This window comes from Stenotrophomonas sp. SORGH_AS_0282 (assembly GCF_030818125.1).
GTDB lineage: Bacteria > Pseudomonadota > Gammaproteobacteria > Xanthomonadales > Xanthomonadaceae > Stenotrophomonas > Stenotrophomonas rhizophila_A.
This window is the reverse complement of record NZ_JAUTAB010000001.1, coordinates 3,645,615-3,669,828: the sequence shown is the minus strand read 5'-3', so window position 1 is coordinate 3,669,828 and position 24,214 is coordinate 3,645,615. Positions and strand designations below refer to the sequence as shown.

Sequence of the window (24,214 nt, the reverse complement as noted above, 5' to 3'; positions counted from 1 at the left end):
ATTACGGTCATAGCCTTTCATACAGGGGGATTCGGCGGATCCAGCGGTGTCGTTAAAAACTGTGCCGATTTCGTCAAAACAGCTGCCGATGCTTATGCTGTATTGCACCATTGTCAAAACTGTGAATGGACCCTTGCCGGTCGCGCGAGATCAGGGCTACCATCGAGACGTTTCCTGCGGCAGGAACACGCGTCCCCCACGGGCGCTCGAATGAACGGTGTTTGCGGAGATGAATCCGCACCCGGTCGATCGCCGGTGTTCAGTGCATACCCCCATGGGGTGGGGGCTGATCGTCGGCGGGAAGAGAACCAGAAGGCTTGCTAGTGGCCAGCGATGGCTGCAACCGACGACGCTAAGGGTCTAGGCAATGAAGCAACGCAGAAAGTGGGGCACGCAGTTCGCAAAGGCAGTGGGGTGTGGGGCAGCGCTGATGGCGCCGGCACTGGCGTGGGCCCAATCGGCCGACCCGGTTCCGTGGCAGCTGAACATGGGCAAGGGGGTCACCCAGAGCTCGCGGCTGGCCTGGGAATCCAACATGTTCTCCCTGTGGGTGTGTACGGTCATCGGCGTGCTGGTATTCGGCGCGATGTTCTATGCCATCTTCAAGTTCCGCAAATCCAAGGGGGCGGTCGCCGCCACCTTCAGCCACAACACCAGGGCCGAGATCGTCTGGACGGTCATTCCAGTGATCATCCTGGTGGTGATGGCGTGGCCGGCCACGGCCAACCTGATCAAGTTCTACGACACCCGCGATGCTGAAATGACCGTCAAGGTCACTGGCTACCAGTGGATGTGGAAGTACGAATACCTGGGTGAAGACGTCACCTTCACCAGCCGCCTGGACCGCGAATCCGACCGGGTCCGGCAGAGCGGCAAGGTACCCGACCGCGAAAGCCACCCGCATTACCTGCTCGACGTGGACAACCGCCTGGTGCTGCCGGTCGACACCAAGGTGCGTTTCGTCATCACTTCCGATGACGTGATCCACGCGTGGTGGGTGCCCGCGCTGGGCTGGAAGCAGGACGCCATTCCCGGTTTCGTCAACGAAGCCTGGACCAATATCGAGAAGGTCGGCGTGTACCGCGGCCAGTGTGCCGAACTGTGCGGCAAGGACCATGGCTTCATGCCCATCGTGGTGGAAGCGGTGTCCAAGGAAGATTTCCAGAAGTGGCTGGCCGGAAAGCGGCCCAAGGCGCCCGATCCGGCGCCGGCACCGGCCGCACCGGAAGCCGCCCCTGCGCCCGCAGACCCGGCGGCGCCCGCACCCGAGGCTGCACCCGCAGCTGCACCGGCGCCTGAAAACGCCTGATACGAACCGCGCGCGCCGCATGGCGCGCGCTGATACCGAACCAACGAGGTGGTGTGGCGATGGCGCATTCCGCAGTTGATCACGACGGGCATCACGGGCATCAGCAGTCGTTCTTCGAACGTTGGTTCTTCTCGACCAACCACAAGGACATCGGCACGCTCTACCTGCTTTTCAGCTTCATCATGTTCATCATCGGCGCGGCGATGAGCGTGATCATCCGCGCCGAGCTGATGCAGCCTGGCCTGCAGTTCGTGAAGCCGGAAACCTTCAACCAGCTCACCACCGTGCATGCGCTGGTGATGATCTTCGGCGGCGTCATGCCCGCCTTCGTCGGCCTGGCCAACTGGATGATCCCGCTGCAGGTGGGCGCGCCGGACATGGCGCTGCCGCGCATGAACAACTGGTCGTTCTGGCTGCTGCCGGTGGCCTTCAGCCTGTTGCTGCTCACCTTCCTGCTGCCCGGCGGCGCGCCGGCCGGCGGCTGGACCCTGTACCCGCCGCTGTCGCTGCAGGGCGGCTACAACGTGGCGTTCACCGTGTTCGCCATCCACGTGGCCGGCATCAGTTCGATCATGGGCGCGATCAACATCATTGCCACCGTGCTCAACATGCGCGCGCCGGGCATCGACCTGCTGAAGATGCCGATCTTCTGCTGGTCCTGGCTGATCACCGCCTTCCTGCTGATCGCGGTGATGCCGGTGCTGGCCGGTGCGGTGACCATGCTGCTCACCGACAAGTTCTTCGGTACCAGCTTCTTCAACGCGGCCGGCGGCGGCGACCCGGTGATGTTCCAGCACATCTTCTGGTTCTTCGGCCACCCGGAGGTGTACATCATGATCCTGCCGGCGTTCGGCGTGGTCAGTGAAATCATCCCCACCTTCAGCCGCAAGCCGCTGTTCGGTTACCAGGCCATGGTCTACGCGATCGCCGCGATCGCCTTCCTGTCGTTCATCGTCTGGGCCCACCACATGTTCACCGTGGGCATGCCGCTGGGCGGCGAAATCTACTTCATGTTCGCCACCATGCTGATCTCCATCCCGACCGGGGTGAAGGTGTTCAACTGGGTGAGCACCATGTGGCGCGGTTCGCTCACCTTCGAAGCGCCCATGCTGTGGGCGGTCGCCTTCGTGATCCTGTTCACCATCGGCGGCTTCTCCGGCCTGATGCTGGCCATCGTGGTGGCCGACTTCCAGTACCACGACACCTACTTCGTGGTGGCGCACTTCCACTACGTGCTGGTCACCGGCGCGGTGTTCGCGCTGATCGGCGCGGTGTACTACTGGTGGCCGAAGTGGACCGGGCGCATGTACAGCGAGTTCTGGGCCAAGGTGCACTTCTGGTGGTCCATCATTTTCGTGAACCTGCTGTTCTTCCCGCAGCACTTCCTGGGCCTGGCCGGCATGCCGCGCCGCATTCCCGATTACAGCGTGGCGTTTGCCGACTGGAACCTGATCAGCTCCATCGGCGCGTTCGGCATGTTCGTGACCCCGTTCATGATGGCTGCGATCCTGATCGCCTCGCTGCGCAACGGCGAAAAGGCCGCTGACCGCGCCTGGGAAGGTGCACGCGGGCTGGAATGGACGGTTCCGTCACCGGCACCGGCGCATACCTTCACCGTACCGCCGACCATCCGCCCGGGCGATCTGGCCCACGACGACATCACCCATTGAGGTCCGCCATGCATGATGTCCATCAACAGGATCTGGCTGCCCGCCGCCAACGCGCACGGCGCACCGCGCTGTGGGTCGGTGCGGTCGCGATCCTGGTCTATGTCGGCTTCATCCTGAGCGGGGTGCTGGGCCGATGAGCGAGACCCGCCCCGCACCGCATGCCGGGCTGCCGCGCCTGATCGCGGTGGCGGTGGCGGTGTTCGTGCTCACCTTTTCGCTGGTGCCGCTGTATCGCATCGCCTGCGAAAAGGTATTCGGGGTGCGGCTGGAGCGTGGCCCCGGTGCGGCGGCGGTGGGTGCGCCCGGCGCAGCCAAGCGCACCGTGCGCGTCCAGTTCGATGGCGGCGTGAACTCCAAGCTGCCGTGGGCCTTCCACCCCGAACAGCTGACCATGGACGTGGTGCCCGGCGAGCTCAACGAAGCGCTGTACTACGCGCGCAATGACAGCGACCACGCGCTGGTGGGCAGCGCGGTGCCGTCGGTGGCCCCGGCCAAGGCCTCGGGCTACTTCAGCAAGACCGAATGCTTCTGCTTCACCGCGCAGACCCTGGTGGCCGGCGAGAAACGCGACATGCCGGTGCGTTTCATTGTCGACCCGGACCTGCCAGCCAACATCAAGACCATCACCCTGTCCTACACGTTCTACAAGAACGACGCGCTGTCGGCGCAGCTGGCCACGGCGACCCCGCCGGCCACCGCGCGCTCGGCACCCTGATACGTACCCGGATACCGATCATGGCCACCCAGCACAGCCCAGACGCCAACGTGTACTTCGTGCCCACCCACAGCAAGTGGCCCTTCATCGGCTCCATCGCGATGATGGTCACCATGGTAGGCGTGGCCAGCTGGCTCAATGATGCCGGCTGGGGCAAGTGGACCTTCTACGCCGGCATCGCCATGCTGGTGCTGACCCTGTTCTGGTGGTTCAGCGACGTCGTGCGCGAATCGCAGGCCGGCAACTACAACCACCAGGTCGACGGCTCGTTCCGGATGGGCATGGTGTGGTTCATCTTCTCCGAAGTGATGTTCTTCGGTGCCTTCTTTGGCGCGCTGTTCTACACCCGCAACCTGGGCCTGCCGTGGCTGGGCGGCGAGGGCGACGGGGTGATGACCAACGAACTGCTCTGGGATGGCTATTCGGCCGCCTGGCCGACCAACGGCCCGGGTGCCATCGGCGGCCACTTCCAGACCATCCCGGCCTGGGGCCTGCCGCTGATCAACACGCTGATCCTGCTTACCTCAGGCGTCACCCTCACCATCGCCCACCATGCGCTCAAGGCCGGCCACCGCCGCCAGCTGCTGGTGTGGCTGGGCATCACCGTGCTGCTGGGCGCGTTCTTCCTCACCCTGCAGGCCGAGGAATACATCCACGCCTACAAGGAGCTCAACCTCACCCTGGGCTCGGGCATCTACGGCTCCACGTTCTTCATGCTCACCGGCTTCCACGGCGCGCACGTGCTGCTGGGCACGATCATGCTGATCGTGATGTGGCTGCGCTCGGCCAAGGGCCACTTCACCCGCGACAACCATTTCGGTTTCGAAGCCGCCGCGTGGTACTGGCACTTCGTCGACGTGGTGTGGCTGATGCTGTTCCTGTTCGTCTACGTGCTGTAGCGTCGGGCGGTATCAACCGCCCACGCCGTGGGGTTTGATCCAGCCGCTGTAGATGCCGATGGCCACCAGCACGATCAGCGCCACCGACACCGCGATGCGGCGGGTGAGCGCATTGACCGTGCGTTTGGTCTGGCCACGGTCGACCAGCAGGTAATACAGCCCCGCGCCCAGATTCCAGACGATGACGATCAGAAACGCGATTACCAGCAGGGTCTTCAACGAATCATTCATGCGCAGCTCGAGGGCAGGGCGGGTATGCCTATCTGACCGCGTTTTGCCGGCGTTGTCATGATGCGCCAGCACACGCGCCTGATCGGCTGGGTCGTCGCCGTGCTGGTGATCCTCGCGTTCTGCCAGCTGGGCCGCTGGCAGCTGCAGCGGATGCATGAAAAACAGGCGCTGCTGGACCAGCAGCTGCCGGCCCGCGCGCAGACCCTCAGCCTGGCCCAGGCGCAGGCTGCACCGGTGCAGCTGCGCTGGGTGGAGGACCACGGCCACTTCCTGCCCGGCACCGTGCTGCTGGACAACCAGACCCGCGAAGGCCGCGCCGGCATCAAGGTGTACCAGCCGTTCCGCAGCGATGGCGGCGCGGTGGTGCTGGTGGACCTGGGCTGGCTGCCGATGCCGGGCGATCGCACCCTGCCGGCCATCGTGCCGCGCGACGGCCCCGCCCACGTGGCCGGCCTGCTGGCGCCGCCGCCGGCCAGCGGGCTCGTGCTGGGCCCGGCATTCACCGCGACCCCGCAACCGGGTGTGTGGCTGGCCAACCGCATGCCGCCCGATGACGTCGCCTCCACGCTGGCACTGCCCGCGGGCAGCCTGAAGGGCCCGGTACTGCGCCTGGATCCCGCGCTGCCCGGCGGCTACGCCCGCGACCTGGAGCTGCTGCCCAACACCCTGCCGCCCAGCCGCCACCTCGGCTACGCCGTGCAGTGGTTCGGCCTGGCCCTGACCGTGCTGATCGTCGCCCTCGTGCTGGAATGGCGCCGTCGGCGCCCGGCACGCCCCCTCCTTCCATGAGAAAATCCCACGCATGAATGCCATCACCCCGGAACAGCTCAAGGCCCGCAACCGTGGCCGCTGGACCCTGGTAGCCCTGTTCGGCCTGTTCTTCGGGGTCATGGCGCTGGCTGGCGTGCTGCGCTTCGCGGGCTGGCAGCCGGCCGCCCATCGCAACACCGGCGAAGTGTTCACCCCGGCGGTGGACGCGCGCGCGCTGCCGCCCACCCTGGCCAACGGCCAACCGTACCCGTGGAACCCCGATGCCCATGTCTGGCGCATCCTGGTGGCGCCGGCCCCGGGCTGCGCGGCCGAGTGCGTCACTTTGTCGCAGGGATTGGACAAGGTGTGGCAGCTGTTCGGCCATAGGGCCGATAATGTCGAGATCCTGTGGCTGGGTACGCCGCCGGCCGAGGTCCAGGGCTTTCCCGCCCTGCGCGTGCTGGCCCCCCAGCCGAACCTGCGTGCCGTGTTGCCCGCCGTGGATGACGCCGCCGGCACGCCTGTGTATGTCATCGACCCGAATGGGTTCGTGATCATGCGGTATGCGCCGGGATTCGAATTGGCCGGTCTGCGCAAGGACATGGCCACGCTGTTGAAACTGAAGTGAGTTCCGTTTGATGAACCCCACCGCGCGCCCGGCGCTGCATCGCAATTTCCACCGTCTGGCGTGGTTCGCCCTGATCATGACGGCCAGCACGATCATGTTTGGTTCGTTCGTGCGCCTGTCCGATGCCGGCCTGAGCTGCCCGGACTGGCCGACCTGCTATGGCCGCGTGACCTGGCCGCAGCATGCGCAGGAAGTGATCGGCCATGAAGCGGCCAAGATCCGCCCGCTGGAAACCCACAAGGCGTGGCGCGAGCAGGTGCACCGCTTCCTGGCCGGCGCGCTGGGCATCGAAATCCTCACCCTGGCCCTGCTGGCCACGCGCCGCCGACGCTGGGGCACCACCGCCGTGGTTACCGCGTGCGTGCTGGTGGCCACCGGCATACCGCTGTACATGATGGGCATGCATGTCCTGGCCAGCATCCTGGCCATCACCGGCGAAGTGATCCTGCTGATCGCCGCGTTGCGCTGGAACAACATCGACCTCTCACGCGCGGCCTTGCTGACGCTGGCGGTGGTGATCTTCCAGGCGCTGCTGGGCATGTGGACGGTGACCCTGCTGCTCAAGCCCATCGTGGTGATGGGCCACCTGCTCGGCGGCATGCTGATGTTCGGGCTGCTGGTGTGGATGGCCTGGCGCGCCACGCACATGCCGATCACCCTGGTGCAGGCGCCGAAGCTGAAGTGGCTGCTGCGCATCGGCGTGGCCGTGCTGGTCATGCAGATCGCATTGGGTGGCTGGGTGAGCGCCAACTATGCCGCGCTGGCCTGCGGCGGCGGCAGTGCCTCGCTGGATAACTTCCCGCGCTGCGTCAGCCAGTGGTGGCCGCAGCACGACTTCAAGGAAGGCTTCACGCTGTGGCGTGGCATCGGCGTGGATTACGAAGGGGGCGTGCTCGATGGCGCTTCGCGCATCGCAATCCAGATGGCGCACCGCATGTTCGCGGTCGTGGTGGCGGTGTACCTGCTGTGGCTGGCGGTGCGCCTGTACCGGCTGCCGAGCATGCGTGGCTGGGCCAGTGCGTTGGGGCTGCTGGTGGTGGCGCAGATCACCCTGGGCATTCTCAACGTGAAGCTGGCGGTGCCGCTCGAAGTGGCAGTGGCGCACAGCGGCGGCGCGGTCGCCCTGCTGTTCGTGCTGGTCACGCTGATGGCGCGCCTGCGCGCGCCTTCCGACGTGGTGGATGAAGCCGCTGGGGCGACACCATGAGCGTCAGGCAGTATTGGGATCTGACCAAGCCGAAGGTCGTGGCGTTGATCGTGTTCACCGCGCTGGTGGGCATGTTCCTGGCCATCCCCGCGTTGCCGACGGCCGAGCAGGCCGTGCGCGGCGCGCTGGGCTTCCTCGGCATCTGGCTGGCGGCCTCGGCCGCAGCGGCCATCAACCAGCTGCTGGACGCGCAGATCGACGCGCAGATGGCGCGCACCTCGTGGCGGCCGCTGGTAGTGGGCAAGGTCAAGCCGTGGCAGGTGCTGGTATTTGCCGGCGCGCTGATCGTGCTGTCGATGACCATCCTGGTGCTGTGGGTGAACGTCATCACCGCCGTGCTGACCTTCGCCTCGCTGATCGGCTACGCGGTGATCTACACCGTGTACCTCAAGCGCGCCACCTCGCAGAACATCGTCATCGGCGGTCTCGCCGGTGCCACGCCGCCGCTGCTGGGCTGGGCGGCCATCACCGGCATGCAGGGCCCGTGGGACTGGGCGTATGCATCGTTGCTGGTGCTGATCATCTTCATCTGGACCCCGCCGCATTTCTGGGCGCTGGCAATCTTCCGCCGCGAAGATTACGCCAAGGCCAAGATCCCGATGCTGCCGGTCACCCATGGCGTGGCGTACACCCGCAAGTCGATCATGGCGTATTCCATCGTGCTGGCCATCGTCAGCATCCTGCCCACGGTGGTGGGCATGAGCGGGCTGTTCTACCTGGGCGGCGCGGTGGTGCTCAACGCCGTGTTCCTCTGGTACGCCTGGCGCATGCTCAACCCGCCGGACGAGCTGTTCTCGATGAAGATGTTCGGCTACTCCATCGTCTACCTCATGGCGCTGTTCGCGTTCCTGATGGTGGACCACTGGATGCTGCCGTTCCTGTGAGGTTCCTGCGCCAGCCTTGAAACCGGACATCGCGTCGCCATTGCTTTCATGACCCCAACAGGACGTGACGGCATGAAGCGATGGCTCTGGATGGCTGTGATGGTGGCTTCGATGGTGTGCGGCACAGCCGCCTCCGTGCCGGCAGGCGGTGTCGGTGACACCGCAACACAGATCGTGACCTTGGCGGGTGACCACCGGCTGGTGGTGCTCGGCGAATACCACGGAACCGCCGAAACGCCGCTGCTGGTGGCCGACCTGATGGAACGCTACAGCCGCGACAACGCGTCCGTGCGGCTGGGGTTGGAGCTGCCGATGAGCGAGAACGCGGCACTGGCACGGTACCTGCGTTCCAACGGCGATGCGGATGCGCGCGAAGCACTGCGTACCTCGCCGTTCTGGCGGGTGAAAGATGGCCAGCACGACGGACGGCGCAGCCGCGACATGCTGGCGCTGATCGAAGCCCTGCGCGTGCTGCGGGCGCAGGGTCGAGATATCGCTGTAGCGGGCTACGATATTGAGATCAGCGCGTACGACAGCGACGTGGATCGCGACGCGGAGATGGCCACCCATGTGCGGCAGCAGTTCAACGCGCTGCCCAGCGCGGCGCGGATGCTGGTACTGACAGGCAACGTGCATGCGATGCGCCACCCGTTCGAAGATGCGCCCCCGGAAATGCAGCATCGCACCATGGCGGCGTTCCTTCTGGACCTGCCGCTGTACAGCGTGCGCGTGGAGGCACTGCGTGGCCACACCTGGCATTGCATGAGCCCCTGCCGCGCGATGCCGCTGCTCGAGCGGCCGGCACGCGATCCGGTTGCCGAAACGGACCCGGATCGCTCGTATGACGTATGGGTGTACCTGCCAGAGCTGAGCGTAGGCACATTGACCGACCGCTGACGCTAGGCGGCGCGGAACCCGGCGGGCTGGGAACGGCTTTGGTAGGGTCGCTTCCCAAACGACCGCCGGTAGCAATGATCAGCGCGATGGCGGCATGACCCTGGCCGACGCCACGTCGCAAAGCGCAGTTCCGATGATTGTCATGCCCACCATCGGCTGATCACCGTTATCGGCGGTCGTTTGGGAAGCGACCCTACCAACATCGCCGCGTACCGCGTGCTGCGCCGTCAGTCCAATGGCGCGGGGTTCACCACCGGGTCGCGTGCGTAGCGCTGCGCGATCATCGCGCAGACGATCAGCTGGATCTGGTGGTAGATCATGATCGGCAGCACGATCGCGCCCAGGCTGCCCCCGGCGAACAGGATCTTGGCCATCGGCACGCCGGTGGCCAGGCTCTTCTTCGAGCCGCAGAACAGGATGGTAATGCGGTCTTCGCGGTTGAAGCCCAGTCGCCGTGACAGGAAGGCAATCGTCGGCATGGCGATACCCAGCAGCACCGCCGCCGCCACTGCCACGGTGAGCAGCGACAGCAGCGGGGTCTTGCTCCACAGCCCTTCGTTCACCGCTTCACCGAAGGCCGAATACACCACCAGCAGGATGGTGCCCTGGTCGGTGTAGCGCAGCAGCGCGCGCTGCCGTTCCACCCAGCGGGCGATCCACGGGCGCAGCAGGTGGCCGGCCACGAACGGCAGCAGCAGCTGCAGCATGATGCTCAGGATGGCCTGGCCGGGATTGTGCATGCCGCCTGCGGTACCGGCCAACAGGGCCAGCAGCAGCGGGGTGAGGAACACGCCGAGGATGCTGGACAGCGAAGCGCTGACCACCGCTGCGGGCACGTTGCCGCGCGCCAGCGAGGTGAACGCGATCGATGACTGCACCGTGGACGGCAACGCGCACAGGAACAGCACGCCGATGTACAGCTCGGGGGTGAGCAGCCAGCCATCCAGCGGCTTGAACGCCAGCCCGAACAGCGGGAACAGCACGAACGTGCAGGCCAGGATGGTCAGGTGCAGGCGCCAGTGCAGCAGCCCGGCCATGATCGATTCGCGCGGCAGGCGCGCCCCGTGCAGGAAGAACAGCGCAGCGATGGCCACGTCGGTGACATCGTCCAGCACCATGGCCGCAGGACCGTGCATCGGCAGGAACGACGCCAGCAGCACGGTGCCGAGCAGGGCGAGAGTGAAGTTGTCCGGTCGCAGGCGCGACCACCAGCGGGTCATGGTGGGCAGGCTCCTGTAGAGCAGGGGGAAAGGGGGTGAAGCGGCAGCAGGATCAACGCGTGGGGTCCTGCTCGAGCAGGGTGCGGGTTTGGGCCTCCAGCGAGGTCATGCCGGCCTCGCGGCCGAACTGCAGGGCCTGTTCGGTGGATGCGCCCTGTTGCGCTTTCATCAGGGCCAGGAGCGCGCCGACGCGGTTGCCGGAGGCACAGTGCAGCAGTACCGGGCCATTGGCATTGGCCAGTGCGGCCTGCAGGGCCTGCACCTTGGCGGGGGTCAGGCCGGCAGCACCTGCGACCGGGATGCGTACGTAGTGCAGGCCGAGCGATGCGGCCGTGGCGGTTTCGTCGAAGCCGCGGTCTTCGGTGGGTTGGCGCAGGTCGATCACGGTGGTGATGCCTGCCGTGGCGGCCTGCTGCAGTTGTTCTGCCGTCGGTTGCCCGCCGGTGTAGAGGTCTTTGGCGGGATTCCTGAAGGTTCGGGCGAGGTCGGCTTCGGCCAGCGAGGCAGGGCCTCGCTCTACCAGTTTGTCATCCGGCCCTTCCTGCGTAGAGCGAGGCCCTGCCTCGCTGCTCACCGGAGCCAGGGTAACCAGACACAGCAGGAAGGCACTGGAGAAGGCGGGGCGGTTCCAACGTCGCATCACTTCACCTTCCTCCCTCATCGGTCAACGCAGCGTGGCGCGCGCCTTCAACAGCTCGCGCAGTTCGTACTTGTCAGTATCGTCCAGACCCTGCTGCCGCTGCTTTGCCTGAAGCTCCTCAAGACGTTGCAGCAACAGCTGTTTTTCCAGCTGCGCCACCGCATCGTGCAGTTCCTGGTTCCACATCGCCTCATCGCCGGGCAGGGTCTGCGCGGCCAGCTTGTGCAGCGATTCCTGCTCTTCGCGGCCTTCGAAGTGCTCCAGCAGTGCGCCGGTGCTGATGTCCGGGCGCTGTTCCACCAGCGTGAGCAGCTCGATCAGAAGCTCCACCCCGGGCAGGCGCAGGCCACCGAAGTGGTGGCCTTCCAGCGTCATCGCCAGCGACGGCTGCTGCAGCAGGATGGCAATGGCCGCGCGTACCAGGCTGCGCCGCTGCGCGGGTGCCACGGCGCGTGCCGGCGGGCGCGATGCCGGCGCGGCGGCCGGTTTGGCGCCCAGCCCGGTCAACGTGGCCAGCTGCTGCTTCATCAGGTCGCCGAAGGCGCCATCGGGAATCTGCGCCAGCATCGGCCGCGCGCGTTCGGCCAGGCGTGCCTTGCCATCCAGCGTGGCCATGTTCACTTCGCGGGTGAGCTCATCGAAGAAGAACTGCGACAACGGCGTGGCCTGCTTCAGGCGCTCGTCGAAGCCGTCCTTGCCTTCCTTGCGCACGATGGTGTCGGGGTCTTCGCCATCGGGCAGGAACAGGAAGAACGCCTGGCGGCCATCCTTCATGCGCGGCAGCACCGATTCCAGCGCGCGCCAGCCGGCGCGGCGGCCGGCGGCGTCGCCGTCGAAGCAGAAGAACACATCCGGCGCGTTGCGGAACAGCAGCTCGGCATGGTCCGGCGTGGTCGCCGTGCCCAGCGTGGCCACCGCCTGGGTGACCCCGAACTGGAACAGCGACACCACGTCCATGTAGCCTTCGACCACGATCAGCCGTTCGATCTTCTGGTTGGCCTGGCGCACCTGCCACAGGCCGTACAGTTCGCGCCCCTTGTGGAACAGCGCGGTCTCGGGCGAGTTGAGGTACTTGGGGCCGTCGTCCTTCTCGAGCACCCGGCCGCCATAGGCGATCACGCGCCCGCGCCGGTCGAAGATCGGGAACATCACCCGGTCGCGGAACTTGTCGTAGACATGGCCGCGGTCGTTCTTGGAAAACAGCCCGGCGCGGTCAAGCAGCTTCATGCGCCGCTCGTCCTTGCCCAATGCATCCTTCAGCGCGCTGTAGCCATCGGGCGCGTAGCCGATTGCAAAGCGCGTGCGGTTTTCCTCGTCCACGCCGCGCTGGTCCAGGTAGGCACGGGCGGTGTCGCTGCCCTCCAGCGACTTCTGGAAGAAGCGCGTGGCCGCATCCAACGCGGCGTACAGCTCGCGGCTGTCGTCCTGCTGCTGGGCGGTGCGCGGCTGCGTATCGCGCGGTACTTCCATGCCCACGCGCTTGGCCAGCTCATCGACCGCGTCGAGGAACTCCAGGCGGTCGTAGTTCATCAGGAAGCTGATCGCGGTGCCGTGCGCGCCGCAGCCGAAGCAGTGGTAGAACTGCTTGGTGGGCGAGACCGTGAACGAGGCCGAGCGCTCGTCATGGAACGGGCAGCGCGCCGAATATTCCTTGCCCTGGCGCTTCAGCGGCACACGGCTGCCCACCACTTCGACGATGTCGGAGCGGGCCAGCAGGTCGTCGATGAATGCGTCGGGGATACGGGCCATGGGCAGCAGCAGGGGGCACGGCCGGCAACGGCCACGCACGGAAGCGGGGGACCCCGCTAGTCTACTAGCTGGCGGTGCCTTCGCCCGGTTTCGGCGGCACGATGCCGGCCTCGGCCAGGTGCACGCGGGCACGCAGGCGCTCGTCGATCACCGCCGTCATCAGCGCGCCCACGAAGAACACCACCGTGGCGTAGTAGATCCACACCAGCGAGATCACCAGCGCGCCCATCGAGCCGTAGGCGCTGCCCGGCGCCACCGTGGCGATGTACAGCCCGATGGCATAGCGGCCCAGCGCGAACAGCGCCGAGGTGATCACCCCGCCGATGAACGCCTGCCGCCAGGCCACGCGGCGGTCGGGCAGGTAGTGGTAGAGGAACGCGAAGCCCACCGTGTACAGCAGCAGGCTGGTCAGGTAACCCACCGCCGGCAGCACCGAGGGCAGCTGCGCGAACGCCACCTGCAGCATGGTGGTGGCGGTCATCGACAGGATCAGCAGGAAGCCCAGCGCCAGCACCACGCCGAAGGAAAACACGCGCTTGCGCAGCCACGCCACGATGCCGTCCAGGCGTTCGCCGCTGGTATTGAAGATCAGGTTGAGTGCGTTCTGCAACTGGGCAAACACCGCCGTGGCGCCGATGAACAGCAACAACGTGCTCCACATCCCGGCCAGCGAGCCCATCGAGGGCTGGTTGTCGGCGTTCTTGAGCACGGTATCGGCCACGGTGGCCGCGCTGCTGCCGGCCACATCGTTGATCTGGCCGATCAGCGCCTGCTGTGCGGGCGGGTACAGCGAAGCGGTAAGCCACAGCAGCAGCACCAGCAACGGCGCCATCGACAGCAGGGCATAGAAGGACACCGACGCGGCCTGGGTCAGCACGTCCACATCGACGAAGCGTTTGCCCACGGCAACCGGAAAGCTGCGTTCAAGCCGGTCCACGTACTTGCGCAGGCGGGGCGGAACGCGGGAAGGGTCGTGCGCGGGCTCGGGCGCGGGAGAGGGCGGCAGCGAAGACATGCCTGGATTTCTAGCAGGCCCGGTTCGAAGACCGGGTGAAACGCGGGCCCATCAACGGTGGGCGCCTACCGGTAGGACACGCAAGGTGCGGCGAAAGCCGCACCTAACGTCGTTTACGACGGCCCGAAGGGTGCCCGCGCGCAGCGTGGGCATACCGTTGGTCGTGTCCCCCCGCTCACTCAACCGGCGAAGTGCGCCTTCACCAGCTTGGAGACCAAGCCCATGTCGGCCTGGCCGGCCAGCTTCGGCTTCAGCGCGCCCATCAGCTTGCCCATGTCGGCGGCGCTGGCGGCGCCCGTTTCGGCAACGGCGGCCTGGATCGCAGCCACGATCTCGGCTTCGCCCATCTTGGCCGGCAGGTAGGTGTCGATCACCACCAGTTCGTCGCGCTCGATCTGCGCCAGGTCTTCACGCTGGGCTGCTTCGTACTGGCTGATCGAGTCCTTGCGCTGCTTGACCATCTTGTCGAGCACGGCGATCACAGCGGTGTCGTCCAGCTCGACGCGCTCATCCACTTCACGGCGCTGGATTTCCGCCTTGATCAGGCGGATCACGGACAGCTTGTGCTTGTCGCCCGCCTTCATGGCGGCCTTCATGTCTTCGGTGAGCTGCAGCTTCAGGCTCATGGAACACCTCGTATCGATGAAAAGGGTGGAAACGCAAAAAGCCGGTAACGCTTGCGCGTTCCGGCTTCGGCTCCGCCGCGACAGGACAAGCCTGCCGCATCGAAGTTGCGTCCGATCAGTACAGGCGCTGACGCTTGGTGACGTCGCGCGACGAGCGGCGCAGCTGACGCTTCACAGCAGCGGCAGCCTTACGCTTGCGCTCCTGGGTCGGCTTTTCGTAGAACTCGCGCTTGCGGGTTTCGGCCAGCACGCCGGCCTTTTCGCAGGTGCGCTTGAAGCGACGGAGCGCAAACTCGAAGGGCTCGTTCTCGCGGACTTTAACGCTGGGCATGGAATCTCCGGGACACAGTAGAACCGGGTCACGCCCGGTGAGAGCCGCACATTATAGCGGCGAGAAAAGAAGTTGCAACCCACCCCGGCAAAGATCCTGGCCTGGGGTAGTGAAGGGCACGTCGGCGGTACGTCTGCCAAGGCCTCAAGAGGTCCATAATACCCGTTATGCGAGTCCTTGGTATCGAATCTTCCTGCGATGAGACCGGCGTAGCGGTGTATGACACCGCCGTGGCCGGCCCGGACGCCCTGCGCGCCCATGCCGTGTACAGCCAGATCGCCCTTCACGCCGAATACGGCGGGGTGGTGCCTGAACTGGCCAGCCGTGACCATGTGCGCAAGCTGCTCCCCCTGATCCGCCAGACCCTGGCCGAGGCCGGGCTGGGCGTGGGCGACATCGACGGGGTGGCCTATACGGCGGGCCCGGGGCTGGTCGGCGCCCTGCTGGTGGGCGCGGGCGTGGCCCGTTCGCTGGCCTGGGCGCTCGACGTGCCTGCGGTGGGTGTCCACCATATGGAAGGCCACCTGCTGGCCCCGCTGATGGAAGAAGACCCGCCGGAGCCGCCGTTCGTGGCCTTGCTGGTGTCCGGCGGGCATACCCAGCTGGTGGCGGTGGACCGGATCGGCCAGTACCGCCTGCTTGGCGAGACCCTGGACGATGCCGCCGGCGAAGCCTTCGACAAGACCGCCAAGCTGATGGGCCTGCCGTATCCGGGCGGCCCGCAGCTGGCGGCCCTGGCCGAACAGGGCACCCCGGGCAGGTTCAAGTTCACCCGCCCGATGACCGACCGGCCCGGGCTGGATTTCAGCTTCTCCGGCCTGAAGACCCAAGTGCTGCTGGCCTGGCGCGACAGCGACCAGAGCGAGCAGACCCGCGCCGACATCGCGCGCGGCTTTGAAGATGCCGTGGTTGAAACGCTGGCCATCAAATGCGAGCGCGCGCTGGATGCGGCCGGTACCGACGTGATCGTGGTGGCCGGTGGCGTGGGCGCCAACAAGCGCCTGCGGGCCAAGCTGCAGCAGATGGCCGAACGCCGTGGCGGCCGGGCGTGCTTCCCGCGCCCTTCGCTGTGCACCGACAACGGCGCCATGATCGCCTTCGCCGGCGCGCTGCGCCTGGAGGCCGGCCAGCACAACCCGCCGCAGGTGCAGGTCACCCCGCGCTGGGACATGGCGACGCTGCCGGCGGTGTAGCAGTCGGCGTCAGACCGGTCGATTCCGCAGCAGTGGCCTCACCCTATCGTGTCCGGCCATCCATGCCGCTGTGCGCGGGCAGCGCAGCTTCACTACTCGCTCGATGGCCGCATAGTCGTCGGCCAATGCCCTCCCGAAGATGGGTTCATGGTGCGCGATGCGATTACGCAGACGCCGGATCTGCTCGAGATCACGGTGCATCCCCGCCCGGATCCCGTGCAATGGCATCCCGCGATCGGCGCCCGGAAATACCTGGCCCATGCAGCGGGACCAGAGGCGGGCGTCGAAGCGATGCGTGAATATTTTCTGCCAGAACACGAAGCTGAGCGTCGGGATGACGGTCGCCGTCGCGCTGCTGCGGGCTGCGGCGCGACGTAACTCCCTTCGTGGATCGTATCCGCCTGCAGGGCTGGGAAGGCTGTCTTCAAAGCCTTGAACCCATGGCCACCGCGGCCCATGGATTCGGGTAAGCGCATCGGATACGGCGTTGCGGGTCACCACCTCGCCAATGTGCAGCGGCACCAGAAACGCGGCGGAGATGCGTGCATTCCAGAGGTAAAGTTCGAGTGGTGTGCACTGTGTGCTGCAGGTGACTGCACAATCGAATGTGCGCAGCCGTTCTTCCGACAAAGCACGTCTTACTGCGTCTTCCATATGCACACTGCTGGCCCCTCATGTCCGATGGGTGGAGGATGGAGTGGCAGGCGGCGCTGTGAACATCAGGGATCAGGAGGCTGTTGCGAGGTTGTCTCAATCGATCTGCGGAGCCTGATTGACTGTCTCTATTGAATCGACCGCAAGAGCGAAACTCGTCCCAATTCCAGTCAACACTGGTTGACGGCGTAGCGCCGCCCACGTAATTTCTGCCTCACGCGCCACCGGGACTCGCGGATGGGTATCCCATCTCCACCCGGGGACAAGAGGTAAAGCAAAGGGCCCCGCGCGGGGCCCTTTGTCTTTTTCGGCCCGCATTTCACACGGGGCGCCGCCAGGCACCGGTTCGAGGCACGTTCGGGGCCGTCCCGTTACCATGGTCGCCATCTTCTACGTGGCACTCCTATGGACAAGGTATTCATCGAAGGGCTTGAGATCGATGCCCTGATCGGGATCTACGACTGGGAACGGCGCATCCGCCAGACCCTGCGCTTCGATCTGGAAATGGGCTTTGACAACCGCAGGCCGGCGGCCAGCGATGACATCGCCGACACCCTGAACTACAAGGCCGTGAGCAAGCGCATCGAGCAGTTCGTGCGCGAATCCGACTTCGGGCTGGTTGAAACCCTGGCCGAGCGCATCGCCGAGATCGTGCTGCGCGAGTTCAACGTGCAGTGGCTGCGCCTGAAGCTCAGCAAGCCCGGCGCGGTGCGTGGCGCCAAGGCCGTGGGCGTTATCATCGAGCGCAGCGCCGCCTGAGGCACCGCTGCCCGGCACTGACCGCGCAGCTGTCGCACGGGCCGCGCCCCGGTCGCGCAGCTGTCGCAGGGGCCGCGCCCCGGTAGCGCCGACTGTCAGTCGGCCCTCGCAATACCAAGAGAACCCGTAAACGATGGTAGACGCCGTAATCGCAGTACAACTCCTGGAAAACCTGCAGGACACCCTTGAACCCTGGCCTTGGGCCTATACCACCATCGTGCTGTGCGCATTGGCGCTGGCCGCCTGGCTGGCCAACTTCGTCACCAAGCGCATCCTGCTGCGCGGCCTGCGCCGGCTGGTGCGGCGCCTGCCCGGCACGGAAGGCGGCAGCAACCTGCGGGTGATCTCGCGGCTGGCCAACGTGGTGCCCAGCATGGTCATCGCCGCCGGCATCCGGATCGTCCCGGATCTGCCGCCACAGCTGGTGGAATTCATCATCGGCGCCTGCTCGGCCTGGGCGGTCCTGACCGTCGCGCTGGCGGTCTCGCACGCGCTGGATGCGGCCAACGAGCTCTACGAGCGCCGCCCCGATGCCCGCAACAAGCCCATCAAGGGCTACCTGCAGGTCGTGAAGATCGTGGTCTTCGCGGCCGCAGGTCTGGTCATTGTTGCTGAACTGCTGGGCCTGAAGCTGGGCCCGATGGTGGCCGGCCTGGGCGCCGCCACCGCCGTGCTGATGCTGGTCTTCCAGGACACCATCCTGTCGCTGGTGGCCAGCGTGCAGATCAGCGGCGATGGCCGCGTGCGGCTGGGCGACTGGATCGAAATGCCCAGCCAGAACGCCGATGGCGATGTGATCGATATCGCCCTGCACACCATCACCGTGCAGAACTTCGACAAGACCATCACCACCATCCCGACCAAGAAGCTGGTCACCGAGTCGTTCAAGAACTGGCGCGGCATGCAGGAAGCCGGCGGCCGCCGGATCAAGCGCGCGCTGTATCTGGACCAGCACAGCGTGGGCTTCCTCGACGCGGCGGCATTGCAGCGGCTGGAGCAGTTCGCGGTGCTGGGCGACTACCTGCGTGAGAAGCAGGCCGAGCTCACCCAGTGGAACACCCAGCTGCAGGCCCAGGGCGTGGCGGCGGTGAACGCGCGCCGGGTCACCAACCTGGGCACCTTCCGTGCCTACGTGGAGCGCTACCTGCGCCGGCACCCCGGCATCCATACGGATATGACGTTGCTGGTACGGCAGCTGCAGCCCACCACCGAAGGCCTGCCGTTGGAGGTGTACTGTTTCACCCGCACCACCGCCTGGGCGGGCTACGAAGGCATTCAATCAGACGTGTTTGACCACCTGCTGGCGATCCTGCCGGCGTTCGGGCTGCGCGTGTTCCAGGCCTCCAGCGATGCCATGTTGATGACCGCACAGCAGCAGCGGGCCGCCGCAGAGTAAGCTCCTGTGCCCCGCGCTTTGCTTTGCTGGCGGCGGGAACGCTAGAATCTCGGCCTTGTAAACGTTTTCATAAGGATAGCCGGTGGCCTCCGATCGCATCGAAACCCTCATTGCCCAGATGACCGTCGAAGAAAAAGTCGGCCAGCTGGGTGTGTTCGCGGACATGGTCCGGCCGTTCGCGCCGGACGTGAACCCCGAAGCCAATGTCAGCAACGCCGACCAGGTGCTGCAGCAGGTGCGCGAAGGCAAGGTGGGCTCGCTGTTCAACGGCGTGGGCGTCGAGGCCGGCCGCCGCATCCAGCAGGTCGCCCTGGAAGAAAGCCGCCTGGGCATTCCGGTGATCCTGGCCGCCGATGTCATCCACGGCATGCGCACCGTGTTCCCGATCCCGCTGGGCGAAGCGGCCAGCTTCGAACCGGACCTGGCCCAGCGCACCGCGCGCGCCACCGCCGTCGAAGCCACCGCGGCCGGCCTGCACTGGACCTACGCACCGGCGGTGGACATCGCCCGCGACCAGCGCTGGGGCCGCGGTGCCGAAGGCGCCGGTGAAGACGTGGTGCTGGGCTGTGCGTTCGCTGCCGCCCGCGTGCGCGGCTTCCAGGGCCCGGACCTGCGCGCCGCCGACGCGCTGCTGTCCACCCCGAAGCACTTCGCCGCCTACGGCGCGGTGATGGCCGGCATGGAATACAACATGGTGGACATCTCGCCGCAGACCCTGCGCGACGTGCACCTGCCGCCGTTCAAGGCCGCGTTCGAGGCCGGTGCGATCACCGTGATGTCCTCCTTCAACGACATCAACGGCGTGCCCGCCAGCGCCAACGCCGAACTGCTCACCGACATCCTGCGCGGCGAGTGGCAGTTCCCGGGCGTGGTGATCTCCGATTACACCGCCGACATGGAACTGGTCGCGCACGGTTATGCCGCCGACGACCGCGACGCCACCGCCAAGGCCTTCACCGCCGGCCTGGACCTGAGCATGCAGAGCGGCTTCTACGCCGAACACCTGCCAGGCCTGATCGACAGCGGCGAGGTGCCGATGGCCACGCTGGACGAATCGGTGCGCCGCATCCTCAACCTGAAGGAAGCGATCGGCCTGTTCGACGATCCCTACCGTTCGCTGGATCCGGTGCGCGAAGCCGATACCTCCTACATCGCCGCGCATGACGAACTGTCGCGCGATGCCGCGCGCCGTTCCATCGTGCTGCTCAAGAACGAAGGCAACGTGCTGCCGCTACGCAAGGCGGGGCAGAAGATCGCCCTGATCGGCCCGTTCGTGCAGGACCGCGACAACATCGAAGGCTGCTGGACGCTGTTCGGCGACAAGTCGCGCTACGTCACCCTGGAAGCCGGCGTGCGCGCGGCGATCCGCGATGAAAGCCTGCTGGAGATCGTGCCCGGCTGCGACCTGGAAGCGGCCGTGCAGGACGGCATCGAACAGGCCGTCGCCGCCGCACTGCGTGCAGACGTGGTGGTGCTGGCGCTGGGCGAACCGCAGCGGTACAGCGGTGAGGCGCAGTCGCGGGTGGAAATTACCCTGCCGGCAGCGCAGCAGGCGCTGGCCGAGGCCGTGGCGATGACCGGCAAGCCGCTGGTGGTGCTGCTGCGCAATGGGCGCGCGCTGGCCCTGCAGGGTGCGGTGCGCAATGCGCAGGCCGTGGCCATCACCTGGTACCTGGGCACGCAGACCGGCCCGGCCGTGGCCGATGTGCTGTTCGGCGATTACAATCCGTCCGGCCGCCTGCCGGTGAGCTTCCCGCAGGTATCGGGGCAGCAGCCGTTCTTCTACAACCACCCGCGCACCGGCCGCCCGGAACTGCCGACCATGTCGGAGTTCAAGGCACGCTGGCGCGAGATCCCGAACGCGGCGCTGTACCCGTTCGGGCACGGCCTCGGCTACACCACCTTCGCTTACGGCGTGCCGCAGTTGAACAGCGCCCAGCTGGGCTGGGATGACACGCTGGAGATCACCACCACCCTCACCAACACCGGTGCGGTGGCGGGTGAGGAAGTGGTGCAGCTGTACATCCACGACCGCGTGGCCAGCCGCGTGCGGCCGGTGCGCGAGCTCAAGGATTTCCGCAAGGTGGCATTGCAGCCGGGCGAGAGCACGGAAGTGCGCTTCACGCTGGATCGTCATGCGCTGGGCTTCACCGGCCGTGATGGCGTGTTCCGTGCGGAGCCGGGCCAGTTCGATGTGTGGGTGTGTGCGTCGTCTGCCGCCGGTGAGCCGGTGATCTTCGAGCTGCTGGCCAAGTGATCTGGCGCCGGGCTATGCCCGGCGATCCCTCACCGCGCGCTTGCCAGGCAGGGCCTGGCGCTACCGTCATGGGTGCTGCACGCCATACGGGCTACGCTGGCATCTTCGAGATATCGACGGAGCCGTGCATGCGCCTGATCAAGATCCTGCTTCCCACGTTGATGCTGGCTGCATGCAGCCAGCCCACGCCGCCGGCCAACGAAGCGGCGGCGCCCTCGACATCGCCGCCGGCCACTGCGCCCACGGCCGCCGAGGATGCGCCGCAGGCCGGGTTGTCACCCGATGCGGTGGAGCCCACCACGGCGGCCACGCCGGATACGGCTCCCCCGGTAGCGGGGACCGATTCGGCGGCGACGCCTGCGGATGCATCTGCCGACGCCGAGGGGGGCGCACGCGAGCGCATTACCAAGCTGCTGGGGGATGCCGCCCCGTACGAAAGTGTGTTCAACGAACTGCAGCGTAGTGTTGCAGCAGGTGACCGTGCCGCGGTGGCCGGGCTGATGCGGTACCCGGTTCGGGTCACCATCGCCGGCAAGAACCAGAAGGTGGCTGATGCCGCTGCTTTCCAGCGCGACTACGACAGGATCGTAACCCCGGCGTTGGCGAAGCTGATTGCCGAGCAGAAGTTCGACACCCTGTTCGTCAACTGGCAGGGCGTGATGCTGGGCCAGGGCGAGGTGTGGATCAACGGCACCTGCCTGGACAAGGAATGCACGAAGAGCGACGTCAAGGTCAACAATATCGGGCAATGACGCATGGCTTCGTTGGAGGTCATGCGTTACCGGATGTTGATGGCGCAGCGGCAGTCGTTTGGGAACCGACCCTACCCCCAGCACCGCCGACCGGGCCGGTTGGGCCGGACGGGACTGCGCGCTGGTAGGGTCGCATCCCGATCGACCGCCGTGGCATTGCCCGCGTTCGGTAATGGCATGAACGTCGGCGGGGAAGGCCGGGCATCGCCCGGCGCTCCCACCTGCATCACCCCTTCGGAGTGAGCTTCAACAGCTTGCCCTTGCTGCCATCTTCCAGCAGCCAGATCGCGCCATCCGGTCCCTGTTCCACTTCGCGGATGCGTTCACCCATCAGGAAGCGCTCGGCTTCGCGCGCGTTGTCGCCGTCGAAGGCCACCCGCACCAGCGAGGTGGACGACAACCCGCCGATGAAGCCGCTGCCGGTCCACTGCGGGAACAGCGTGCCGCTGTAGATGATGAAACCGGCCGGCGAAATCACCGGGGTCCAGGTCACCTTCGGCGCGGCGAATTCCGGGCGCGTGCTGTGGTCGGGAATGTCGCGGCCGTCGTAATGGTTGCCGTTGGACACGATCGGGTAACCGTAATTGGCCCCGCGCGTGATCAGGTTCAACTCATCGCCACCGGCCGGTCCCATCTCGTGCACCCACAGCTTGCCGCGCGCATCGAAGGCGATGCCCAGCGCATTGCGATGGCCCAATGACCACACCTGCGTGGCCACGCCCCCCTGGGAGGCGAACGGATTGTCGGCCGGCACGCTGCCGTCGTCGTTGAGGCGGATGATCTTGCCCAGGTTGCCGGACATGTCCTGCGCCGGATCGAACTTCTGCCGCTCGCTGGAGGTGATCCACAGCTTGCCGTCCGGACCGAAGGCCAGGCGGTGGCCGTAATGGCCCTTGCCTTCCACCTTCGGGGTCTGGCGCCAGATCACCTTGAAGTCTTCCAGCGTGCCGCTGCCATCGGCGGCCAGCACCAGCTTGGCGCGGCCCACGGCGGCACCGCGCGTGTCGTTGTCGCCTTCCTCGGCGTAGCTCAGGTACACAAAGCCGTTCTTTGCGAAGTCCGGGTGCGGCAGCACATCCCCGAACCCGCCCTGGCCGCCGTAGGCCACCTTCGGCACGCCGGTGATCTCCGCGCTCTTTCGGGTGGTCAGGTTGAAGTGCTTCAACCGGCCTTCCTTCTCAGTCACCAGCAGGCTGCCATCGGGCAGGAAGCTCATCGCCCAGGGCTGGTCGAAGGTGGCAAATTCGGTGGCGGTGAACGGCCACTGCGCCTTTTCCAGCGCGGGCGCGGGCGCGGAGGCCGCCCCGGGCGTATCGGCGGCCACGCAGGCGGTGGTGAACAGGGCGGGGGTGGCGGCGAGGGCAAGGCTGAGCAGCAGGTGGCGGGTCATGGGAAATCTCCGGAAGGGGACGCGAATGGCCAGCCGTTGTTGTACACCATGGCCATCAAGGGGGCGTGGACCATACGTCACCCCCGTAGGCGGGTGCGGGGGAATCGGCTACCGTAGGCGCCATCAAAAGGGAGTTTGAACAATGAAGCCTCAGGTCACCAAACCGTCTCCGGCGTTCATCGCCGCCTCGTGGACCGCACTGCTGCTGGGCGCCGTGGCGTACCTGGTCGGCCTGTTCAACGCCGAAATGGCACTGAACGAAAAGGGCTACTACCTCACCCTGCTGCTGTTCGGCCTGTTCGCCGCCGTGTCACTGCAGAAGAGCGTGCGCGACCGGGTGGAAGGTATTCCGGTGAGCAGCCTGTACTACTCGCTGTGCTGGTTCGCGCTGCTGGTGTCGCTCTTGCTGCTGCTGGTGGGCCTGTGGAACGCCACCCTGCTGCTCAGCGAAAAGGGCTTCTACGGCATGGCCTTCGCGCTGAGCCTGTTTGGCGCCGTGGCCGTACAGAAGAACACCCGCGACCTGATGGCCGCGGGTGATCGCGAGATTCCGCCGATTCCGCGCGCGGAGTAATCCATCGCCCGGCTGCGCAATACTCAGGTACCGCGCGGGACACCCTTGTCCAGGTGTGACTGGTGGAGGGCGGTGGATTCGTCCCAGCCACGGCGTACTGCGTTGCGGGCCTGCGCCCAGGTCAGCTTACTGGTGGCCTGTTCCCGTGCCCAGCGCGATTCGAGTTCGGCTTCCACCTGCTCGTAGGCGTCGATCATTTCATCGGCGCGGGTGCGGGCGTGGCGGGAGCTGTAGCCGAGGTAATAGGCCGGCTCGTAATCCTCGAACGCCAGGTCACTGTCGTAGTACGGCTCGGCGCTGAAGCGCTCGCGCCAGTAATCCGAGACCGCTTCGCGCGGCACGCCGTCTTCCGGCACCCGGCCGGGAATCTGGTAGTCAGGGCTCATGTGGGGCTCCGGTTGGGTGAGGCTTCAACCTACCCAAGGGCCGGTTAACGCGGCGGGCGCGTGGGGTGAATGTTGGATCAAG

26 protein-coding genes are annotated in these 24,214 nt (G+C 66.3%); 16 read left to right on the top strand and 10 right to left on the bottom strand.

Annotated elements, in window-relative coordinates; genetic code table 11:
* Window positions 1–367 precede the first annotated feature (367 nt).
* From coxB to QE395_RS16590, 5 genes are read left to right on the top strand one after another with little or no spacing between them, the layout of a single operon-like run.
* Entirely contained in the window at window positions 368–1,309 is a 942-nt protein-coding gene (gene coxB / locus QE395_RS16610; RefSeq protein WP_217538214.1) for a cytochrome c oxidase subunit II, read from the top strand.
* 59 nt (window positions 1,310–1,368) lie between these two features.
* The gene (gene ctaD / locus QE395_RS16605; RefSeq protein WP_068848748.1) at window positions 1,369–2,979 is read left to right on the top strand and encodes a cytochrome c oxidase subunit I; all 1,611 of its coding nucleotides are present in this window, start codon (window positions 1,369–1,371) and stop codon (window positions 2,977–2,979) included.
* A gap of 8 nt (window positions 2,980–2,987) precedes the next feature.
* Window positions 2,988–3,116: a hypothetical protein gene (locus QE395_RS16600; protein ID WP_256947664.1), complete on the top strand. Its 129-nt coding sequence runs from the start codon at window positions 2,988–2,990 to the stop codon at window positions 3,114–3,116.
* Window positions 3,113–3,694: a cytochrome c oxidase assembly protein gene (locus tag QE395_RS16595; RefSeq protein ID WP_068848749.1), complete on the top strand. Its 582-nt coding sequence runs from the start codon at window positions 3,113–3,115 to the stop codon at window positions 3,692–3,694. Before QE395_RS16600 ends, QE395_RS16595 begins: the two co-directional genes overlap by 4 nt.
* A 20-nt stretch (window positions 3,695–3,714) precedes the next feature.
* The gene (locus QE395_RS16590; protein ID WP_068848751.1) at window positions 3,715–4,593 is read left to right on the top strand and encodes a cytochrome c oxidase subunit 3; all 879 of its coding nucleotides are present in this window, start codon (window positions 3,715–3,717) and stop codon (window positions 4,591–4,593) included.
* 12 nt (window positions 4,594–4,605) lie between these two features.
* On the opposite strand, the gene QE395_RS16585 is transcribed toward QE395_RS16590, so the two are convergent.
* The gene (locus QE395_RS16585; protein WP_068848753.1) at window positions 4,606–4,824 is read right to left on the bottom strand and encodes a twin transmembrane helix small protein; all 219 of its coding nucleotides are present in this window, start codon (window positions 4,822–4,824) and stop codon (window positions 4,606–4,608) included.
* 57 nt (window positions 4,825–4,881) lie between these two features.
* Between QE395_RS16585 and QE395_RS16580 the strand changes: the two genes are divergently transcribed.
* The 5 genes from QE395_RS16580 (at window position 4,882) to QE395_RS16560 (ending at window position 9,190) form a co-directional block, all read left to right on the top strand.
* On the top strand, window positions 4,882–5,613 hold the full coding sequence (locus tag QE395_RS16580; protein WP_306989968.1) for an SURF1 family protein: 732 nt from the start codon (window positions 4,882–4,884) through the stop codon (window positions 5,611–5,613).
* Between the two features lie 13 nt (window positions 5,614–5,626).
* Complete coding sequence (locus QE395_RS16575; RefSeq protein WP_184124378.1) at window positions 5,627–6,202, top strand: hypothetical protein; 576 nt, start codon at window positions 5,627–5,629, stop codon at window positions 6,200–6,202.
* Window positions 6,203–6,212: 10 nt separating this feature from the next.
* Window positions 6,213–7,409 (top strand): COX15/CtaA family protein, encoded by a 1,197-nt coding sequence (locus QE395_RS16570; protein WP_068848759.1) that lies wholly within the window; start codon window positions 6,213–6,215, stop codon window positions 7,407–7,409.
* Entirely contained in the window at window positions 7,406–8,293 is an 888-nt protein-coding gene (gene cyoE / locus QE395_RS16565; RefSeq protein ID WP_068848761.1) for a heme o synthase, read from the top strand. The genes QE395_RS16570 and cyoE overlap by 4 nt, the downstream gene beginning before the upstream one ends.
* Before the next feature lie 72 nt (window positions 8,294–8,365).
* Window positions 8,366–9,190, top strand: a complete 825-nt coding sequence (locus tag QE395_RS16560) for a calcium-binding protein (RefSeq protein WP_306989967.1) — start codon at window positions 8,366–8,368, stop codon at window positions 9,188–9,190.
* A 227-nt stretch (window positions 9,191–9,417) separates the two neighbouring features.
* Here the strand turns inward: QE395_RS16560 and QE395_RS16555 are convergent, their stop codons facing one another.
* The 6 genes from QE395_RS16555 to rpsU form a co-directional block, all read right to left on the bottom strand.
* Window positions 9,418–10,410 (bottom strand): bile acid:sodium symporter family protein, encoded by a 993-nt coding sequence (locus QE395_RS16555; protein ID WP_095364464.1) that lies wholly within the window; start codon window positions 10,408–10,410, stop codon window positions 9,418–9,420.
* Window positions 10,411–10,462: 52 nt separating this feature from the next.
* Complete coding sequence (locus QE395_RS16550) at window positions 10,463–11,050, bottom strand: protein tyrosine phosphatase family protein (RefSeq protein ID WP_095364481.1); 588 nt, start codon at window positions 11,048–11,050, stop codon at window positions 10,463–10,465.
* Window positions 11,051–11,074: 24 nt separating this feature from the next.
* The gene (gene dnaG, locus QE395_RS16545) at window positions 11,075–12,799 is read right to left on the bottom strand and encodes a DNA primase (RefSeq protein WP_095364463.1); all 1,725 of its coding nucleotides are present in this window, start codon (window positions 12,797–12,799) and stop codon (window positions 11,075–11,077) included.
* A 64-nt stretch (window positions 12,800–12,863) separates the two neighbouring features.
* On the bottom strand, window positions 12,864–13,814 hold the full coding sequence (locus tag QE395_RS16540) for a YihY/virulence factor BrkB family protein (protein ID WP_083214047.1): 951 nt from the start codon (window positions 13,812–13,814) through the stop codon (window positions 12,864–12,866).
* Between the two features lie 179 nt (window positions 13,815–13,993).
* Window positions 13,994–14,440 (bottom strand): GatB/YqeY domain-containing protein, encoded by a 447-nt coding sequence (locus QE395_RS16535; protein WP_093532977.1) that lies wholly within the window; start codon window positions 14,438–14,440, stop codon window positions 13,994–13,996.
* A gap of 115 nt (window positions 14,441–14,555) precedes the next feature.
* The gene (gene rpsU, locus QE395_RS16530; RefSeq protein WP_002808376.1) at window positions 14,556–14,771 is read right to left on the bottom strand and encodes a 30S ribosomal protein S21; all 216 of its coding nucleotides are present in this window, start codon (window positions 14,769–14,771) and stop codon (window positions 14,556–14,558) included.
* A gap of 167 nt (window positions 14,772–14,938) precedes the next feature.
* Between rpsU and tsaD the strand changes: the two genes are divergently transcribed.
* On the top strand, window positions 14,939–15,964 hold the full coding sequence (gene tsaD / locus QE395_RS16525; protein ID WP_095364462.1) for a tRNA (adenosine(37)-N6)-threonylcarbamoyltransferase complex transferase subunit TsaD: 1,026 nt from the start codon (window positions 14,939–14,941) through the stop codon (window positions 15,962–15,964).
* Between the two features lie 9 nt (window positions 15,965–15,973).
* Here the strand turns inward: tsaD and QE395_RS16520 are convergent, their stop codons facing one another.
* A complete protein-coding gene (locus tag QE395_RS16520) occupies window positions 15,974–16,618 on the bottom strand; it encodes a hypothetical protein (RefSeq protein WP_249833637.1) in 645 nt (214 codons plus the stop codon).
* Window positions 16,619–17,023: 405 nt separating this feature from the next.
* Between QE395_RS16520 and folB the strand changes: the two genes are divergently transcribed.
* The 4 genes from folB to QE395_RS16500 all read left to right on the top strand — a co-directional run bounded on the left by folB (window position 17,024) and on the right by QE395_RS16500 (window position 21,782).
* Window positions 17,024–17,377, top strand: coding sequence for a dihydroneopterin aldolase (folB, locus tag QE395_RS16515; protein WP_093532979.1), 354 nt, complete (start codon window positions 17,024–17,026; stop codon window positions 17,375–17,377).
* Between the two features lie 133 nt (window positions 17,378–17,510).
* Window positions 17,511–18,773, top strand: coding sequence for a mechanosensitive ion channel domain-containing protein (locus tag QE395_RS16510; RefSeq protein WP_095364461.1), 1,263 nt, complete (start codon window positions 17,511–17,513; stop codon window positions 18,771–18,773).
* Window positions 18,774–18,855: 82 nt separating this feature from the next.
* Window positions 18,856–21,030, top strand: coding sequence for a beta-glucosidase BglX (gene bglX, locus QE395_RS16505; RefSeq protein ID WP_095364460.1), 2,175 nt, complete (start codon window positions 18,856–18,858; stop codon window positions 21,028–21,030).
* A gap of 128 nt (window positions 21,031–21,158) precedes the next feature.
* A complete protein-coding gene (locus QE395_RS16500; protein ID WP_095364459.1) occupies window positions 21,159–21,782 on the top strand; it encodes a hypothetical protein in 624 nt (207 codons plus the stop codon).
* 226 nt (window positions 21,783–22,008) lie between these two features.
* Here QE395_RS16500 and QE395_RS16495 read toward each other — a convergent pair whose 3' ends face one another.
* Window positions 22,009–23,172, bottom strand: coding sequence for a PQQ-dependent sugar dehydrogenase (locus QE395_RS16495; RefSeq protein WP_095364458.1), 1,164 nt, complete (start codon window positions 23,170–23,172; stop codon window positions 22,009–22,011).
* A 142-nt stretch (window positions 23,173–23,314) separates the two neighbouring features.
* On the opposite strand from QE395_RS16495, the gene yiaA reads away from it, so the two are divergent.
* Window positions 23,315–23,746, top strand: coding sequence for an inner membrane protein YiaA (gene yiaA / locus QE395_RS16490; RefSeq protein WP_068848781.1), 432 nt, complete (start codon window positions 23,315–23,317; stop codon window positions 23,744–23,746).
* Window positions 23,747–23,769: 23 nt separating this feature from the next.
* Here the strand turns inward: yiaA and QE395_RS16485 are convergent, their stop codons facing one another.
* On the bottom strand, window positions 23,770–24,132 hold the full coding sequence (locus tag QE395_RS16485; protein ID WP_068848783.1) for a hypothetical protein: 363 nt from the start codon (window positions 24,130–24,132) through the stop codon (window positions 23,770–23,772).
* Between the last annotated feature and the right edge of the window lie 82 nt (window positions 24,133–24,214).